Source organism: Streptomyces kurssanovii, from assembly GCF_040677245.1.
In the GTDB taxonomy this organism is placed as follows: domain Bacteria; phylum Actinomycetota; class Actinomycetes; order Streptomycetales; family Streptomycetaceae; genus Streptomyces; species Streptomyces kurssanovii.
In genome coordinates, this window is record NZ_JBFAQK010000030.1 from 24,074 (window position 1) to 39,756 (window position 15,683).

Sequence of the window (15,683 nt, forward strand, 5' to 3'; positions counted from 1 at the left end):
GTCATGGCCCGCATCGACTACTTCAACGATCCGAACGCTCCGAAGGCGAACAGCATCGTCCCGTCCGTCACCGCCGTTGCCCTCAATGAGGCTGGCGAAGTGCTGCTGATCCACAAGACTGACAACGATCTGTGGGCCCTGCCCGGCGGCGGCGTCGATGTTGGCGAGTCTGCCGCAGACGCTGCGGTACGTGAGACGAAGGAAGAGACCGGGTTCGAGGTCGAGGTGACCGGCCTGGTCGGCCTGTACACCAACCCGGCGCACGTCATGGCGTACGACGACGGCGAGGTACGGCAACAGTTCTCAATCTGCTTCACAGCGAAGATCACCGGTGGAGAATTGCGCACCAGCAGCGAGAGCAAGGAAGTCGCCTTCGTCCGGCCGGACCGGCTCGACGAGCTGAACATCCATCCGTCGATGCGGATGCGGATCGATCGTGGCCTCTCCGGCGAAACGACGCCCTACATCGGCTGATCACCGAGCCGCGCGAGAGTCCGCTCGACAGCGGCCCCGAGGTACGGGCGGGCTTTGCTGATCGCGTTGTGCACTTCGCTGCCGGGCTCGTAGCGAACCAGGATCTCGTCAATGCGCTTATCGAAGTCGAAGCGCTGCCCGGCGGGGCCGGTGGTCATGTCGGCGAAGATCAGCGCGTCCAGGACGGGGGAGTCTTCCCGCTCGTACACGGCCAGCTCAGCCGAGAGCCCACGTTGCTCTGCTTCGTACACCGCGCCGGAGTGATGGGCCACGAGCCGCACCAGACGATCAGGCGCACCGAGCGAGGCCAGATGCCGGGCACCGTCAAGCGGATGGAAGCCGGTGTCACGCAGCTCGGGTGCATACCCGATGTCATGGAGCCAGGCAGCGGCGACGAGGAGGTCCCGTTCGTTCTCGGGCAGAGCCTCCGAGGCTTCGACAGCCCGAGCTGCGACCGCCTGAGTGTGCAGCCAACGGTTCCCGAGCGGTGGCAGCAACGACTCGGCCAGCTCGGCCGCTCCCTGAGGCGTATCCAGCGCAGAAGGCATGACCAGCACCGTAACGCAGCAGACGGACAGGCCGACAGACCGACCGCAGGCCGTGGGATCAGCGCGGTAAGAGTTTCTCTACTCGATCAAGGCCCGCGCACGGCGCGGGCGCGCGCCGCCTCTGCGGCGCGGCCTGCCTCCTGTCTCCGCCCCGGCTGGCCGCGCCCGGCGGCGCGCTCGGCGGCTGCGGGCATGAAGTGGGAGACACCCTCTGTGGCTGAGGCCGGTCGGCTCCACGGCTTTAGGCAGCCACTTTGGCGCGAGCCTCGAAGATCATGGCCCCAACGTCGTGCTTTACCGGGCAGGTCCACAGACTGCCCGACGCGCCGGAAGCTTACGGGGCCATGATCACTCGCGCCAAAGCAGCTCCAGCCCAAAGCCGCTCCGCCGACCTCATAAATCACCGCTCCGATCTCCTCGAACCCTGCACAAACAGCCCGATTCGGGGCTACCCTACGGCTGGGGAACGGAGGATCTTGCATGCCGCACACGGTTCGTGATCTTAGGGCGATGTATCCAGACACGGATGAACGCATCAAACTACTCCGGCTGATTGCTATCCAGGAGTTCATGAGCGATTCCATCTTGCCTACACGGTACCGTGTTCCGTCCAAGCTAATCGATCCGATTGTGCTTACACCCCATGGCGAAGAGGTCTGCCGCCACGTTATGCGAGCGCGGAACTTCAAGTGGGCAGAGGTCAGGCTGGCATGCTTCCTCAAGGTCTTCCACCAAGAATTGCTAATCGATCATAAAGCAACCGACCTGCCACGCTTGATTACCGCACTGAACGAGGAAATTGAGGCCGGGAAAATCCTACACCCCTTCGTATGGGGGCGCGACCTCTACGACAAGGCATTCGAAATATTCAAACATGTGCCAGTGTCGCTAGACGAAAGTCAAACCGCCCGTCTACTAGAAGGAACTCCTCGGGGGGTATTTCAATCCTTCGATCTGGTCACTGGGCCGCTAGGCATTCTGACGAGCCGAGGCATTAGAGGCCTTCCCCCTCTAATCAACGTGCCGCTCTATCACTGCGAGAAAAGAAGTTGTCGGACTGTTCACCGAACTTACCTTGAGACCACGCCAAGTCAGATCCACAAGACACGAACGAGAGTAAGGGAAGTCCTTGAGAAGGACTTCGGGCAGCCTGCTTCTTTTCGCGACTTCTTCCTGGAGATAGACAACGACTTCTGCGAATTTTACGGAGATCAGAAAACCGTTGCCGAAGTTCCCCTCCTTGGTGAATGCTTCACCGAGGACGAGCTGAATACTCTTATCTTTGTCGCACTCAGAGGAAAAGATTCGCCCCTGCGCGCTGCGCTCAGCTATAACGGCATCACGGCGGGCAACCCACAGGATTACATCGACGGTCTCGATAAAGCGGCAAGGATTCAGTCTCTTCTCCTTCTGAGTAGCACAGAACTTTCCTCCTGCATAGACGAGGCGATTCATGCGAAGGTGATAAGAATCCCTGAGCATGAAGTTCGACGTCCTAGAATCCTAGATATTTCCGGGGGGTACTACAACCTCTCGGCCGAGTGCTCGCGCTATGGGGTCAGGAGTCTGCCGGACGACACTTCGCTAGCAGTAGTGCGACTTCAACGTCTCATCTCTTCAATCTACGACCTGTCGGATGAAACTTCACGGAGAGATCTAGACTGGCGCCTCCGCCGCATTGAGGGAAAGTCGGCAGAGGAACGGCTCGACCAATTCCTCAGGAGCGAGGAACCGGCAGAAGTGCTCCGCCATCTGATACTCGTTGGCCCGGGGCCGACTACACTGGCCGCCGAAAAGTGTGGAATTCCTAACAGCCTGGAACTCGAACGTCTCGAAGATTCAGAAATCTTGAATTTACTTCTTTGGAAGCTAGGATTCAACGTTAAGAGCACAGATGAAGCCTTCGGTCCATTGCGAAAAAACCAGGAGGTTTTCGCACAAGCGGTCGCCGGCGTAACGGCTTACAGCGATACAGAGAAGTATGAGATAAAGCGGGAGTCCTCGCCTCTGTTCTCGTCAATTGAGAGCGCCCTTGATGCAACTCTGGCCTTCAGTGCTTGGGCTCTCACGTTCGACCACTGGTCGGCGAAATCCAGGTTCGTTTATCGCCACAGCGAGGCCAGGGAGCAGATGGCCAAGATACTCAATAGCTCCTCAGCGCGACGAGGTCCCTCGTCAGGCGAATTCATCATTTACGACGCGCAAGGTAAGAATACACTGGCCCCGTTGATCTCGGGTTTCGCCCGCCTCAAGAAATTCCTCTCCGCCGCGTTGGATGACGCCGATCAGTACAGGCGACAGGAATCCGAGATGCCTTCATACGCGGCGTCGGCCGAACTGACTCCTTTCGCATTCTCTCACACTCTGCCATTCTTGGACTTGGGAGCTGACTCGCAGGAAACCATAATCGGTTTGCTAGGCGACATCACAAAAATCCTGGAATCGGGCAACGTATCGAACGTACGGAATCAGCTCCAGCACTCACGAGATGATTTCCCCACCAAGGAGGAGTTGACGCAATTCCTCGATTCAATTGTCAAGTTCATCGACATCACCGAACGGTCAGGATTGTGCCCTATGGCATTTCGACCAGCAGGACATTTTCGTGACTCGGCAGGGCGAGCTTCATTTTCTTTTAAGGACTACCGCGAGCGCGAGTACATCGCTCAGCGGCCATCAGGAATCGGTCGTTCTGGAATGCCTGGCCTAGCACGGGACCAATTCATTATCCCTGCAGCCCGCCTCAAGGAATCTGCCGAGGTCCTAAGGTTTTCGATCGGAACTCGGTCCACGTATGATGAAATTTGGGCCGATTGGCCCAAATATCGAGCTTCTGTGGATGGCGCGAGTGAACTAATACGTCCTCTCGATGAAGCGGCACGAGTTAGCTAGTGGAGGCGCGGTTACAGCGATACAAAGGGATCCTGGCTGCCGAGCCTGGCGACACGTCGGTCGCGTGTACAGGTGATTGCTCGGGTTTCAGATTCGGGCCATGGCTCACTCTCGTCCGCCGAAAGTTCGTGCCACAACCTAGCAAGCCGGGATCTCGAACGTAATGCGCCCCAGGTCCACTACCGGACCATCGTGCCAGCGAGCGCCCGCAGTTGGGGCTGAACTGACATCCACAAGTGCCATCAACGGCACCGAACGCCAGCGCTCCTAAGCGGTCTGGCATGACCAGCGTGGCCGGGCTGCCCCCCGGCAGGATCGAGGGGGCATCGAACTTACAAGGCGGTGGTCAATCGACCATCGAGAGGTAGCGGCTCGTGGTGGTGCCAGATTAGGTACCGATCCTCCCGTCGTAGCTCCGCGGATCCCCACTCGGCACGCATCACGCCTTGGTCCATGGAGCACGCGTAGGCGACCAGGACCAGCCGGACGTCCTCTGGCAGGAGCTCAAGGTCGGGGTGCGCTTCGGACTCTTCGAGTTCATCCATGCCAAGGTCAAGCACCTGTTGCCTTGGCTCCGGCCCATGCCGGCGGATGAGTTCGGCACGGAACCCTGTCGCTCGCCGCAAGCGGGCCGCTGTGACTGGGACGTCCCTCTTTGCGTAGCGAATCGGGTAGATCACGTGGTCAGCAATGATCACCATTGTGCGCCCTTGAAGACGCACTGGCGTGGCATCCGTCAGGGCGCCAAGGCCAGTTGCAAGTTCCTCGTACTGCACGGCGTATAGCCCGTGGCCGTACGCCTCTAAGGTCTGAGTGCGGACGCCCTCATGCCCGTTGCGAGCCCTCGTGTGAGCCCGCAAGAGGCAAGCTGGAATCAAGTCAACGAGTTCGTCAGCTGCGTCACCGAACGTTTCACGTGCCCACTCACTTGCTGAGCCCACGAGGTACCGCCCTCCCTGATGAGCGCCGAACACGCCGAGCAGTAACACGTGAACCGTGCGTCCTGACTGCGGTGCACGCAAGATGGCATGGGCGCATGGCGGGAGCATGAAGCACTCAGAAGATCCGTCTGCTGGGATCCGGGTGGCGTCGGTTCCGCATGACAGACGTGCCAGATCCGTGCCAGATCGAGCGGTCAGCCGCGGTCAACTCGGGTATGTAGTGGCGCGAAGCGCGTCGCCGGGCTCGGCGGTTTCCCAAGCCTGTTGACCAGCCGAGACTGGTCCACCACCCGCGCCAGTCTTACAAAGCAGATGTCGGCGGTTCGAAACCGTCCGCGCCCACCAGCACAAAGGCCCCCAGCCGATCATGGCTGGGGGCCTTTGACATCCATATGTGACATCAACGGGCGCGGTCACTCACGGCCGGGCCGCCTCTTGAGCATCCGGTCCATGTGGCTGACAGCCTCGCTGCGTGTCCCGGACGACGTGCGTGTAGACGTCCATGGTGATGCTGATCTGGCTGGGCCCAAGGATCTCCATCACGACGCGAGGAGCCACCCCAGCCGCGGTGAGCAGGGTGGCGCAGCCGTGCCGGGCATCGTGCAGCCGGATCACGCGGAGGCCGGCAGAGTCCGCGACGCGAGTGAAGGAACGGTACAGGTTCCAGGGTTCGATGGGCTGCCCGGTGCGGATGGTGAAGACGTAGCCTGGCGCAGACGCTGCCAGCGCAGGGGAGCAACACGTCCGTACGAGCAGCGGCGAGGAAGCCCACCGTCTCGTCCAACGACCACGGCGACATCTCCCGTACCTCGACGGACGGCGGCTCTTGTTGATGACCTTCGCCTTGGGCTCGACGGCGACGAAGACGACAGCGGTCGTGTCGATCTTGAACGACGACATGATGGAAGCTCCCTGTTAGGGCGGAGCGGCGGCTTGCTTGGCGGTAGGGCGCCGCTTCTGCGCTGGGCTTGCGGGAGTCTCGCGATAGCACCGCTGACGTTCGCGTTCCAACTGGTGTGCACCAGCTGTCAAGCGTTGTTCGCTGTCCGGCTTCTCAACTCGCCTTCCTGCGTCTTGCCCAAGTTCACCTTGCGGGCCCAGGAGTGAGAGCCACCTGGGCGTCGTCTACTGTCTTCACACCTACGAGACATCGCCGAGGAGGAGTCCAGTGCTCTCGGAGCTTGCCCTCTTCGCGATCCTGGTAGTGGGTGGCGTGCTCCTAGCTGCGGACTATCGCCAAGCCGCAGAACGGTTCTTGGACTTCCTGTCCAGCCTCGTCTACAGCAGGCCCAACGACGTCCTCCCGCGTGGCTTCGCTCGGGGATTCGGAGCCTTCGCCGCCCTTATGGGCACGGTTGGAATCACTGCTCTCACGGTGAACGCCATGACTGGGCACTGACAGCGCGCCGTAGCCCTGGTGATAGAAGCCTTCTCTACGAATTCAAGGCGCATCCGCCGCGCACAGTGCGGCGTCGCGAGGCCCGGCGACTCGGGCCGCGCTCCTGTCTTCGCCCCGCTCTGGCCCGGCCGCTGGCTGCCGGCCGCACGCCAACGGCGGAGGGTTGAGGGGGATGAACCCGAAATGTGGCTGAGACGGTCGGCTCCACGGCTTTAGGCAGCCACCATGGGACGAGCCCCGAAGATCGGGGCCCACATCGGGCCATTGCCGGCCAGGTCCACAGACTGCCCGATTTCGCTGACCAGCGTCCGGGCCTCGATCTCTCGCCCCATGGCAGCTCCCGCCCAAAGCATCTGCGACGACCTCGCGGTACCGTGCGGGCCTCATCCCCCACCCAGGAGGAGGCACTGTGACCCTCCAACCCTTGCGACTCATGCAGGGCAACACGCTCCTGGCAGTGCTCACTCCCACAGGGGTAGATCAACCGTGGTTCCTCTGCGACTTTGCTGCCACTCCCGCTTGGGAGGAGGTTCGGCCGGTCTTCGAAGCCTGGACAGCGGCGGTCGAGAGTCACGACCCCGACGGCTCTGCGACGGACCAAGCTCTCCAAGCCGTCGATGATCTCGGCATCACACTCGCACCGGCTGGTGACGAACCCACGATCGAAGACTTCCTGCTTCACGTCGTGGGACACCAGGCCAGGTACCGCCACTGACCCGTGCCCGTCAGGTGCCCGACCGGCAAGGAGGGGCGGGAACCACGGGCAACAGGGGCACCAGTAATACTCATCCGCAGGCCAGCGACGCCGCAGGTCAGCCATCCCGCAAACGGCGTCTTCCAAACAGGTGCTCAAGCGCCCGGCACTCCGACCCTTTGCCGAGCTGCACACTCCACCCTCTTCAAGGGTCCCCTTGATCAAACTCTAGGGACGCCACAGCTCACAGTAGTCGGGGTGCTCAGCATAGGACTGTGCGAGTACGCGAAGGGCGTATGTGAGGCCGGCGAAGCGTGGGTCCGTGGGATCCATGGCCGCGTAGTCCCGCGCCAGCATGTCGACAAGGTCGAGCATCGGCAGGTGACTGTCGAGCAGGGCATCGCCGCCGAAGCGGTAGCTCACCTCGGCATAGGCGTGATTGTCCGCCTCGCACTGGGCGTGAAGGAACTTCAGCATCTTGACGACCAGCGGCCGCAGCCAGCCGGCGCAGGCCACTAGGGCGCTGCCGTCCTCGGTGAGGAAGAGCAGGGTGGTCCATGTCCGATCGGCAGAATCGATCATCCCTGTGCGCACGGGCCGGCCATGTTCGCGGACGAGCTGCACTGCGCGTTCCAGTCCAAGAGGTTCGAGTCCGTTCATGCGCATGCGTTGCAGTCGGCGCTTGAAGACTCCGGCATGCTGGCCTGCGGGTTGTGCCCGGTCTCCTACCCAGTAGGTGGCGCCGCTGCGGAGGGTGGCCAGAGCTATCACGGACGCCTCGTCATCACCGGCCAACAGCGATTCCAGCTCATACCGTTCCATGGTCACCCCCGCCGGGATCCTGCGGTACAGCAGTCAGGTACCGCAACCCCAGCAACCGCCTCCGAACGGTAGCGTCCCTCCGGGCCCGCCCAGCGGCCGGTACGGCAGTCACTGACCGATTCGGCTAGAGCTACGGATCAGGAGTCACCGAGCGCGGCGCGGGGCCGGAGCAAATGGCCGGCCTCGCAGCCATCAGGGGCTGGCGGCTAGGCTCGATCTTCGTGGTCGAGATGACCAATTGCCTCGACAACCTCTTGCTGCGTGAGCTGAAACTCGTCGTCGGTGGGGTCAGCGCGGGCAAACTGTTGTTGGGGTCCCCGGTGGCTTCGACGTAGAACTCAGCCACCATGACTATCCAGTTGTGGTTGGGCCACATGGCCAGCACGAGAGCTGTCCCCTCTGCGGATCTCGTACCGCGGCTGCGACGGTCTTCTTCGGTGATTCCCAAGCGCATGGTGCCGCTGTGTCGGACCAAAGTAGGTTGCGCCCCATGGCAGCAGCTCCGCCCACATGTCCCGAGTGCGCCCAGACGATGAGGGCCGGCGGCCTCGTCCTGTCCGGCCGGGAAGATGACGGCGCGAGAACCTGCCGCCTGCTGTGGCGTTGCCCCGCTCGGCACGTCTGGTGGAAGTGGGCGGACCGTCCGGACGACCCGCTGGAACTCTGTCCGCACCCCCAGCTCTTCCGAGCCTGACATCCACGGCTGACATCGACGAGGGCGAACAGCCGCATCCGCGAACGACCCACACGGCGGCGGGACGCCCCGGCGTGCCTGTGGTGTGGCGTCCTTGATCGAACCTACAAAGCAGATGTCGGCGGTTTGAAATCGTCCGCGCCCACCAGTGCAAAGGCCCCCAGCTGATCAGCTGGGGGCCTTTGACGGTACTGGGTGACGGCAACGCGGTCTTGTTTCACCGCACTGGCCGGGACGAGCCGGCTCGGGGGTAGCCGCCGAAGGTTCTGTGTGTTCTGTCCGGCAACGATGGCCCTTGTCGTACCGCCCATGTCGGCCGGCTCGTTCGTATCGCCGGCACGTGAGGCTCGATGGTGGAGTCGCTGATCCAGCTGGCTTCGCAAGGAGCGGGTGGCGCCTCTGGCGTGGCGGGGCGCAGCAAGACACGCCGTATGGCGAGTTTGCGCATTTCGTGATCTATGTAGAGCTATGGTGGATTTGCTCCAGCCTTCGGAAGGATGCTCAGATGAACACCACCCGACTTGCCGAGTTCTACGCACTGCTGTCGATGCTCGAACCCGACACCGAGACGTGCCGACTCGCTCAGCGCTTGGCGGATGCCGGTACGACAAAGCAGGCCGCGGGGGAAGACAGCGACACTTCGGTGCTCAAGGAGCTGCGTGGCAAGGCTGACCAAGTCGCTCGCGAGCTGAGTTCGGTCGACGCCAAGAAGATCGACGACAAGTCGGAGCTCATCGCCAAGATGCTGGCTGGAGCCCCCGCGACCTAGAGCGGTGACCTGTAGCAGCCGTCTGCTTTCGTCATCGTCGATCTCACGGATGCGTCCTCGTTCTGCCGCTCCGCAAACGTTGCCTGATGTCGCATCAGGCAACGTTTCTCTGTCCGCGGCAGCTCGTAGTCGGCTGTCGTCGGTATGACGTGCCCTGGTCACTGTCTTTGCACTGGTGGCTACAGTCCTGTGCGAACGCCTTCGAGAGGATCGATGCCGGCACCGCGAACTACGCAAGGTGAGCCGGTCGCGAGATCACAGGCGGGTGACCTCTCCGCCCACCAGTGTGCAAAGGCCCCCAGTCGATCAAGGTCGGGGGCCATTGAGCGCAGCGGGGTCACGCACATCAGCGGGACGGGGGTGATACGGGTCCGGGGTCTTGGTGTTGTCGTTTGTTCCGGCGCGGATCTCGACGACCTGCTCGACGCCCCCGGTGACCGCGAGTTGCTGCCGCGGGAGCCGTTGCAGCACTATCGCTCTTTTGGCCCGGTGACCTTCCACAATGGCCACCGTTGATCAACGCATGAAGAAGCGAAACATCCTCGTCACTGCCGCTCTCACTGTCGGCTCCCTCGTCTTCGCCGTCGTGCCGGCGCACGCAGGGATCCTTGACGGTGCCCTCGGTAACCTCCAGGCCCTCGATCACCTCTCGCTGCTGAACTCGAACGTCAACAGCGATACACACACCACGGAGAACAACAACGCCAACACCCGCGCCGACGGCCTCCTGAACAACCTTCTCGGCTAGTACCGAACAGGCGCTGGGTGCGGACGCCCACCGGTCGGGCCTCTCTGGTGGCGCAGGCCGCTGGGGAGGTCGGACGGTGGGATGGTCCAGGGCGAGACTCGTGGGTGGATCCGCGGCGCGTGGATTCGTGGCGCGTGGATCCGTGTCCGACAGGCTCCGCCGGCTCACCCTGCTCCGATTCCTCCGCCGAGGTCCAGGAGCAGTAACTCCAGCAGACCGAGCGACGGATCGTGGCGGAGTCGCCGACGCGCCCAGGGTCCCTTTCATCGCCGCTAGCGTGGCGCGGTGTCGTCGGCCGGGAACGCGGGGCCGTGGCCGGGCACGATCAGATCCGCGGCGGCGAGTACCCGGAGCCTGGACGCGCGCAGGATCTCGTGATCCGGGGCCACCGGGTCGTCCACCGGGCCGTTGGGGCGCCACCACAGGTCACCCACGAAGGCCACGACACCCGAGTCCGTGCCTGCCAGCAGGGTGATGTCCTCGCGGCTGTGTCCCGGGGTGCGGATCAGCCTGAGCGAGGGGGTCAGTTCGTAGCCCTCGGCGTCGCGGTCGGTCCACTGGTCGTTCTGGTAGATCGCCTTGTGGTCGTGGACGCGAGCGCGGCCGAAGAGGCCGACGTTCATGGTGTTGTCAGGGTGGTGGTGGCTGAGCACCACATCAGTGATGTCATCCGGGCCGATCCCCGACTCCGCCAGCGGGCCGAGGATCCGTTCGCGGCCGGCCACCATGCCCGGGTCGACGATCACGTGGCGTCCTCCGTCGCTGACGTAGGAGACGGTGGCGGCCACCCCGGGGCCGGTGGAGAGGGTGTATCCCGTGGTCAGGATCCTGTAGGTGGCGCTGCGGCCGAGCGGTGCGTCTGTCATGGCCCCAAGTCTTCGGTGTGGCGACCCTCTTCACGAGTGGCCGCACTGCCACCGATCGCAGGAATCGTGCCACACTGCCCGCGTGCCGCCCTTCGTGACAGTCGCCGCCTACGCCCCGCCCGGTGTCGGGGTGCTCGGAGTCGGCATCGTCTCCGAGGTGTTCGACGCGCGCGGCCCGGACCTGCCCTGCTTCGACTTCGCGCTGTGCACCGACCGGCCGGGGCGTGTCCGCAGTGATGTCGGGCTGCCGCTCGTGGTCGAGCACGGCCTGGACCGGCTGGCCGCCTCCGATCTGGTGATCGCTCTGCCCTGGGCGGACTTCCGTACACCGCCGGGGCCCGCCGTGCTCGAGACGCTGACCACCGCGCATGAGCGCGGCGCGCTGGTCGCGGGTCATTGCGTCGGTGCTTTCGCGCTCGCCGCGGCCGGTCTGCTCGACGGGCGGCGCGCCACCACCCACTGGCGGTTCGCCGGTCTGCTGGCCGAACGTCACCCGGACGTCACCGTCGAACCCGACGCCCTGTACATCGACGAAGGCCGGATCGTCACCGGCGCGGGAGCCGCCGCCGGCTTCGACCTGTGCCTGCATCTCCTGCGGCGGGAGTACGGCGCCGCCACGGCCAACGCCATCGCCCGAGACCTGGTCCTGCCGTCCCACCGAGACGGGGGACAAGCCCAGTACCTGGCCACCCCGGCCCCCGAGGACTGCAATGACGACCGGCTTGCCGACGTGCTCGCCTGGGCCCGCGAGCACCTCCACGAGCCGCTTCCCGTGGCGGAGTTGGCCCGCCGATGCCTGATGAGCAGGCGTTCGTTCGCCCGCCGCTTCGCCGCCTCGACCGGCACCACTCCGCACGCCTGGCTGCTCGGCCTGCGGCTCGGCCGCGCCGAGGAACTCCTGGAGACCACGGACCTCCCTGTCGAGGAGATCGCGCGCCTGGTCGGCTTCGGAAGCGCGGCCGTCCTGCGCGCACAGTTCGTACGGCGTCGGGGAGTGCCGCCCCGCTCCTACCGCCGGTCCTTCACCCGCACGCCGTAGCTCCCGAGCTGATCTTCACCACCGCGCGCCCCCGGCGCGCTCCCGCTCGATCGGCGTGAGGCCTTCACCCAGCGCCAAGACCCGCGTCACAGTGGCGGGAGCCGGGGACTCAGCATCAAGCCGAAGGTGAGAGATTCCAATGCCGACTGGTGATCACATCGCACGCGGGTACTTCGGTCTCGGCGACAACGAGAACGTCGTTCATGTGACTAGCGACGAGGACTTCGTCCTGCACATCTGGGCCAGGAACGTCGAAACCTCGCAGGGCGGCGTGCAAGTGCTGACGCCCCCGAGCCAGTTCCGGGGAAGTGGGTCGACGGGCCCTCAGGACGGATTGGTCCTCGACGTCCCTGCCCAGACGGGCATGACCCTCGGATGCATCGGGGCACAGGGCGGCGAGACCATCGATCTCTCGAGCGCTTTCGGCGCCAGAGTGACGGTGTTTCTGACCGTTGTCACCGCACGCGGCGCAGCGGTGGCGATGACCCGCGAGTAAGCGGTGGCGATGACCCGTGAGTAGAGGTGCGCACCGTGGTGCGGCACCGGGCCGCGGGACTGCGGCACCGGACCGCGGGAGTGTCGCACCGGACCGCGTGAGGGGCTCCGCTGCCCGGCATGGCCGAAGCGGCGGCGAGCGGGCGCCTGCGTCCTCGCACGCCGGAGGCCGTCCGCGTACGGCGTCCTCCGGCCCGGTGCGGCGTAGCGACTACGATCGGCCCATGACGTCACATCCGGCGGATGCCGCGTAGGCGCCCACGCGAGGTGAGGGCCACCGTGCCCCGCGGGCACAGCGACAGCACGGTGAGCACGCTGCTCATCAACGCGTGTCCTGGGCCGCCGGCGTGTGCGGCCGTTCACACGTACCTCTTCGTCGACGGCCTCGACGTGGTCGCGCGCAGCGACAGCAGAATGGCCGGCCTCGATCCGGCTCGACTGCTCCGCCCAGGCGGGCCGCTGTATCCGACGGATACGCCGTGCACGGTGGATGTGGCGGCCCAGGGACGGCCCGAGCCAGGGCCGGAGAGGTTGGCCATCCGGGTCGAGCTCCGGGGCGGGACGGTCGTCTGGTCCGACCTGATGTACCCGGGCGCCGACGGCCGACCTGTCGAGGAAGTCCGCTTCGGCCTGGCGCAGTATCTGGGCGAGGTCGAGCGAGCGTACGCAGCGTCGAGGAACCGGGCCGAGAGCCGGACCTGACGGCCGACGAGGTGTACACACCTGGCGGCAGGTACGCAAGAAGCGGGGGCCGATCGACCTCACGAAAGGCATGTCCGCCGCCACCCCCAAGGGGGGCGTCAGGGCTTCGGGACGCTGTAGCGCAGGTGGGTCACGGATCCCGCGACGGGTTCCCCCTGGGGGATCAGCTCGGCCCGCTCCCCGGCGAACAGGGGCGTGCCCTCTCCCATCAGCAGGGGGACGAGGTGGATGCGCACCTCGTCGAGCAGGCCCGCCCTGAGCAGTTGCCGGGCGACGGCGGCGCCAAGGACGAGGACGTCTTTGTCCCCCGCGGCTTCCTTGGCACGCCGGGCTGCGGCCTGCAGCCCGTCGAAGGCGAACGTTCCGCCGTTGTCGCCGAGGAGGTCCTCCCTGGTCCGATGGGTGACCACGAAGCTGGGGACGCCAGGCCACGGCGTGCCTCCCCACGGGCCCAGGCCGAAGTCGAAGGTGCGTCGTCCGATGACGGTGGCCCCTACCGACGCGTCCAGTTCCTGGCGGATGCCGATGTCCACTCCGCCGTCCGGCCCCTTCCCGGCCATCCACTCGTGCAGCTGTTCACCGCCGTCCCCCATGGGTTCTTCGTCCCGGACGTTCGGTCCGGCCGTGAACCCGTCCAGGGACATCGATACGTCCAGCACGACCTTGCTCATCGCGGGCCTCCTTCGCTCCATCGGCGCCGTTGTCCGGTGCCGGTGCTTCTTCGTGCGGTCGACTCCGGCCGGGGCGCCGAGAGACGGCAACAGACAACTCCGGTACCAGCCCCACGTCCTCAACGGTTTCCCGGCCCGAACCGGCACGCCCCGTCCGACACCCCGACGTCACCCTGACGAGCCGATGTCGGTCACGCGTCCTTGAAACTCCGCCGCCCTCATGGACCGGACGAGCCACGTGGACCGGGGCTCGCAGCGCCGCAGTCGGCGCGCACAGGTCCGGGCATGGAACGCGGCAGGCGTCCCTCGGGCCCGGCGGGGGCGACTACGCCGCCTCGACCCCGGGCCGCCGCGACGCGCTACTGAGAGACGTGGTCGTAGCTGAGGCTGCGGGCAAAGGGAGAGCCGATCGCTGGAATTGGGTCGCGTGTGATGAGCGAAACCCACTTTTCCGCTAGCATGTTCGAGCTAATAACGATCATGTCAAAATATCACAAATCGGTTGAAAAATTGATATCCACACTAGCGCGAGGGTCTTCGCGGCGAGGCGGCAGCCCTCGGTTCGATGCATGGCGTCAGCCACGCGTCTTGCTGTGGGTCGCGGTGAGTGCGATAGGCCTCGGATTCCTCATCGCACTGGAGATCGCCGCGCGTCGGTACGGTGAGCAGGGGCCGATCACCGACCAGGCGCGAGAGGTGATATTCGCCCCCAAGTCGGGGACCGTGCTGTACGTCAGCATGGCGTTGATGCTGGTGGTGCTCCCGTGGCGACAGCGGTTCATCGCGCTGGGCGCCGCGATCGGCATCGACGCTGTCTTCTGGCTCGTGCGGTGGATCGTCGACGCCAAGATGATGTTCGGCAACGGCGCGTTGTGGGTGACGTTGGCCTGCGCCGTCATCGCCCTCACGCGCCGCACCGGCCGTGACCGCGCCCTGCTGCTCAAGGGCGTCGGCCTGGCCCTGCTGCTGGTGGCCGGCCGCAAGACCGGCTACACCTGGCTGCTGATCACGTCGGAGACGCGCCCGACGGTGCTCGACCAGTACGTGGCGACCGCCGACCGCGCGCTGGGCGACCCGTCGTGGGTGGTCGGCCGGATCGTCGAGGCCACCGGACCGGTCGGCGCCCACATCCTCGAATGGGTCTACATCCAGCTCGCGGTGGCCGCGGTTGCCGTCGCGCTGTACCAGCTGCGCAACGTGGCGGTGGAGCGCCGCTTCCCGGGGCATCATCTGGTGCGTACGTTTCTGGCCATCGGCCTGCTCGGGCCGGGCATCTACATGATCTTCCCGGTGGTCGGACCGATCTTCGTCTACGGCGCCGAAGGCGGAGCCTGGGCGGTGGCCGACCTGTGGCCGCACACGCCACCACCGGTCGGCACCCCACAGCCGATGCTCTTCGACGGGACCCCTCCGCGTAATTGCATGCCCAGTCTGCACACGGCGTGGGCCACGGCGATCTTCATCCACTCCCTCAAGGGTCCGTGGGCTCTGCGCTGCCTGGGCGCCTTCTGGCTGATCGCCACGCTCGGCGCAACGCTCGGCTTCGGCTACCACTACGGCGCGGACATCATCGCCGGTGTGGTCTTCACGCTCACGATCGAGACGGCTCTGCGCGCGCTCGACCGCGGCTGGGACCGGTCGGGTGTCCAACTGGTCGTCCACGGCACGGTGGTCTTCGCCGCGCTCCTGGTGTCGTACCGCTATCTGTCGGTGGAGATGGCCGAACATCCGTGGGTGTTCGGTCCGCTGCTCGTCCTGGCGACGACGTCGGTGGTCTACGGCTACGCACGGACCACCGCACTGTGGGACCGGAAGGCCGCGTCGGTGCACCTGCCCGCACCGCGACGGGCGCCGAAGCCCGAACTGGTCGAGTCAGGTGCGGAAGCTGTGGTCGCCGCCGACCGAGCCGGCCAGAGCTGAGGACCGATC

15 protein-coding genes and 1 pseudogene are annotated in these 15,683 nt (G+C 65.0%); 10 read left to right on the top strand and 6 right to left on the bottom strand.

The window, feature by feature from the left end; all coding sequences use genetic code 11:
- The first annotated feature begins 3 nt into the window (after positions 1 to 3).
- Positions 4 to 474: an NUDIX hydrolase gene (locus AB0K36_RS21205; RefSeq protein WP_364596564.1), complete on the top strand. Its 471-nt coding sequence runs from the start codon at positions 4 to 6 to the stop codon at positions 472 to 474.
- On the opposite strand, the gene AB0K36_RS21210 is transcribed toward AB0K36_RS21205, so the two are convergent.
- Positions 462 to 1,022 (bottom strand): HD domain-containing protein, encoded by a 561-nt coding sequence (locus AB0K36_RS21210; RefSeq protein WP_364596567.1) that lies wholly within the window; start codon positions 1,020 to 1,022, stop codon positions 462 to 464. The genes AB0K36_RS21205 and AB0K36_RS21210 overlap by 13 nt on opposite strands.
- A gap of 480 nt (positions 1,023 to 1,502) precedes the next feature.
- Between AB0K36_RS21210 and AB0K36_RS21215 the strand changes: the two genes are divergently transcribed.
- The gene (locus AB0K36_RS21215; RefSeq protein WP_364596570.1) at positions 1,503 to 3,914 is read left to right on the top strand and encodes a hypothetical protein; all 2,412 of its coding nucleotides are present in this window, start codon (positions 1,503 to 1,505) and stop codon (positions 3,912 to 3,914) included.
- Positions 3,915 to 4,246: 332 nt separating this feature from the next.
- On the opposite strand, the gene AB0K36_RS34735 is transcribed toward AB0K36_RS21215, so the two are convergent.
- Together AB0K36_RS34735 and AB0K36_RS21220 are read right to left on the bottom strand one after the other, a co-directional pair.
- Positions 4,247 to 4,855 (bottom strand): hypothetical protein, encoded by a 609-nt coding sequence (locus tag AB0K36_RS34735; protein WP_435877900.1) that lies wholly within the window; start codon positions 4,853 to 4,855, stop codon positions 4,247 to 4,249.
- Positions 4,856 to 5,268: 413 nt separating this feature from the next.
- A pseudogene (locus AB0K36_RS21220) lies at positions 5,269 to 5,563 on the bottom strand (tyrosine-type recombinase/integrase); the annotation flags it as partial.
- Between the two features lie 460 nt (positions 5,564 to 6,023).
- Here AB0K36_RS21220 and AB0K36_RS21225 point away from each other — a divergent pair.
- Both AB0K36_RS21225 and AB0K36_RS21230 read left to right on the top strand, forming a co-directional pair.
- Positions 6,024 to 6,254: a hypothetical protein gene (locus tag AB0K36_RS21225; protein WP_364596573.1), complete on the top strand. Its 231-nt coding sequence runs from the start codon at positions 6,024 to 6,026 to the stop codon at positions 6,252 to 6,254.
- A gap of 433 nt (positions 6,255 to 6,687) precedes the next feature.
- Positions 6,688 to 6,969: a hypothetical protein gene (locus AB0K36_RS21230; protein WP_364596576.1), complete on the top strand. Its 282-nt coding sequence runs from the start codon at positions 6,688 to 6,690 to the stop codon at positions 6,967 to 6,969.
- Positions 6,970 to 7,176: 207 nt separating this feature from the next.
- On the opposite strand, the gene AB0K36_RS21235 is transcribed toward AB0K36_RS21230, so the two are convergent.
- Positions 7,177 to 7,770, bottom strand: coding sequence for a DUF6221 family protein (locus AB0K36_RS21235; protein ID WP_364596693.1), 594 nt, complete (start codon positions 7,768 to 7,770; stop codon positions 7,177 to 7,179).
- A gap of 1,199 nt (positions 7,771 to 8,969) precedes the next feature.
- Between AB0K36_RS21235 and AB0K36_RS21240 the strand changes: the two genes are divergently transcribed.
- A complete protein-coding gene (locus tag AB0K36_RS21240) occupies positions 8,970 to 9,233 on the top strand; it encodes a hypothetical protein (RefSeq protein WP_364596579.1) in 264 nt (87 codons plus the stop codon).
- 523 nt (positions 9,234 to 9,756) lie between these two features.
- The gene (locus AB0K36_RS21245) at positions 9,757 to 9,981 is read left to right on the top strand and encodes a hypothetical protein (RefSeq protein ID WP_364596582.1); all 225 of its coding nucleotides are present in this window, start codon (positions 9,757 to 9,759) and stop codon (positions 9,979 to 9,981) included.
- 272 nt (positions 9,982 to 10,253) lie between these two features.
- Here AB0K36_RS21245 and AB0K36_RS21250 read toward each other — a convergent pair whose 3' ends face one another.
- Positions 10,254 to 10,847: an MBL fold metallo-hydrolase gene (locus tag AB0K36_RS21250; RefSeq protein WP_364596585.1), complete on the bottom strand. Its 594-nt coding sequence runs from the start codon at positions 10,845 to 10,847 to the stop codon at positions 10,254 to 10,256.
- A gap of 82 nt (positions 10,848 to 10,929) precedes the next feature.
- On the opposite strand from AB0K36_RS21250, the gene AB0K36_RS21255 reads away from it, so the two are divergent.
- From AB0K36_RS21255 to AB0K36_RS21265, 3 genes are all read left to right on the top strand, one after another.
- Positions 10,930 to 11,886, top strand: coding sequence for a GlxA family transcriptional regulator (locus AB0K36_RS21255; protein ID WP_364596588.1), 957 nt, complete (start codon positions 10,930 to 10,932; stop codon positions 11,884 to 11,886).
- A 139-nt stretch (positions 11,887 to 12,025) separates the two neighbouring features.
- Positions 12,026 to 12,382: a hypothetical protein gene (locus AB0K36_RS21260; protein ID WP_364596591.1), complete on the top strand. Its 357-nt coding sequence runs from the start codon at positions 12,026 to 12,028 to the stop codon at positions 12,380 to 12,382.
- A gap of 305 nt (positions 12,383 to 12,687) precedes the next feature.
- Positions 12,688 to 13,083, top strand: a complete 396-nt coding sequence (locus tag AB0K36_RS21265; protein WP_364596594.1) for a hypothetical protein — start codon at positions 12,688 to 12,690, stop codon at positions 13,081 to 13,083.
- Between the two features lie 98 nt (positions 13,084 to 13,181).
- Here AB0K36_RS21265 and AB0K36_RS21270 read toward each other — a convergent pair whose 3' ends face one another.
- Positions 13,182 to 13,754 carry a dihydrofolate reductase family protein gene (locus tag AB0K36_RS21270; protein WP_364596597.1) on the bottom strand — a complete coding sequence of 191 codons (573 nt, stop codon included), beginning with the start codon at positions 13,752 to 13,754 and terminating at the stop codon, positions 13,182 to 13,184.
- A 510-nt stretch (positions 13,755 to 14,264) separates the two neighbouring features.
- On the opposite strand from AB0K36_RS21270, the gene AB0K36_RS21275 reads away from it, so the two are divergent.
- Positions 14,265 to 15,674: a phosphatase PAP2 family protein gene (locus AB0K36_RS21275; protein WP_435877899.1), complete on the top strand. Its 1,410-nt coding sequence runs from the start codon at positions 14,265 to 14,267 to the stop codon at positions 15,672 to 15,674.
- Positions 15,675 to 15,683: the final 9 nt, after the last annotated feature.

Bases quoted from the DNA above. Each gene is read 5' to 3' on its own strand.
- AB0K36_RS21205 (WP_364596564.1), top strand. From the start codon at position 4: ATGGCCCGCATCGACTACTTCAACGATCCGAACGCTCCGAAGGCGAAC.
- AB0K36_RS21210 (WP_364596567.1), bottom strand. From the start codon at position 1,022: ATGCCTTCTGCGCTGGATACGCCTCAGGGAGCGGCCGAGCTGGCCGAG.
- AB0K36_RS21215 (WP_364596570.1), top strand. From the start codon at position 1,503: ATGCCGCACACGGTTCGTGATCTTAGGGCGATGTATCCAGACACGGAT.
- AB0K36_RS21230 (WP_364596576.1), top strand. From the start codon at position 6,688: ATGCAGGGCAACACGCTCCTGGCAGTGCTCACTCCCACAGGGGTAGAT.
- AB0K36_RS21235 (WP_364596693.1), bottom strand. From the start codon at position 7,770: ATGGAACGGTATGAGCTGGAATCGCTGTTGGCCGGTGATGACGAGGCG.
- AB0K36_RS21240 (WP_364596579.1), top strand. From the start codon at position 8,970: ATGAACACCACCCGACTTGCCGAGTTCTACGCACTGCTGTCGATGCTC.
- AB0K36_RS21245 (WP_364596582.1), top strand. From the start codon at position 9,757: ATGAAGAAGCGAAACATCCTCGTCACTGCCGCTCTCACTGTCGGCTCC.
- AB0K36_RS21250 (WP_364596585.1), bottom strand. From the start codon at position 10,847: ATGACAGACGCACCGCTCGGCCGCAGCGCCACCTACAGGATCCTGACC.
- AB0K36_RS21260 (WP_364596591.1), top strand. From the start codon at position 12,026: ATGCCGACTGGTGATCACATCGCACGCGGGTACTTCGGTCTCGGCGAC.
- AB0K36_RS21270 (WP_364596597.1), bottom strand. From the start codon at position 13,754: ATGAGCAAGGTCGTGCTGGACGTATCGATGTCCCTGGACGGGTTCACG.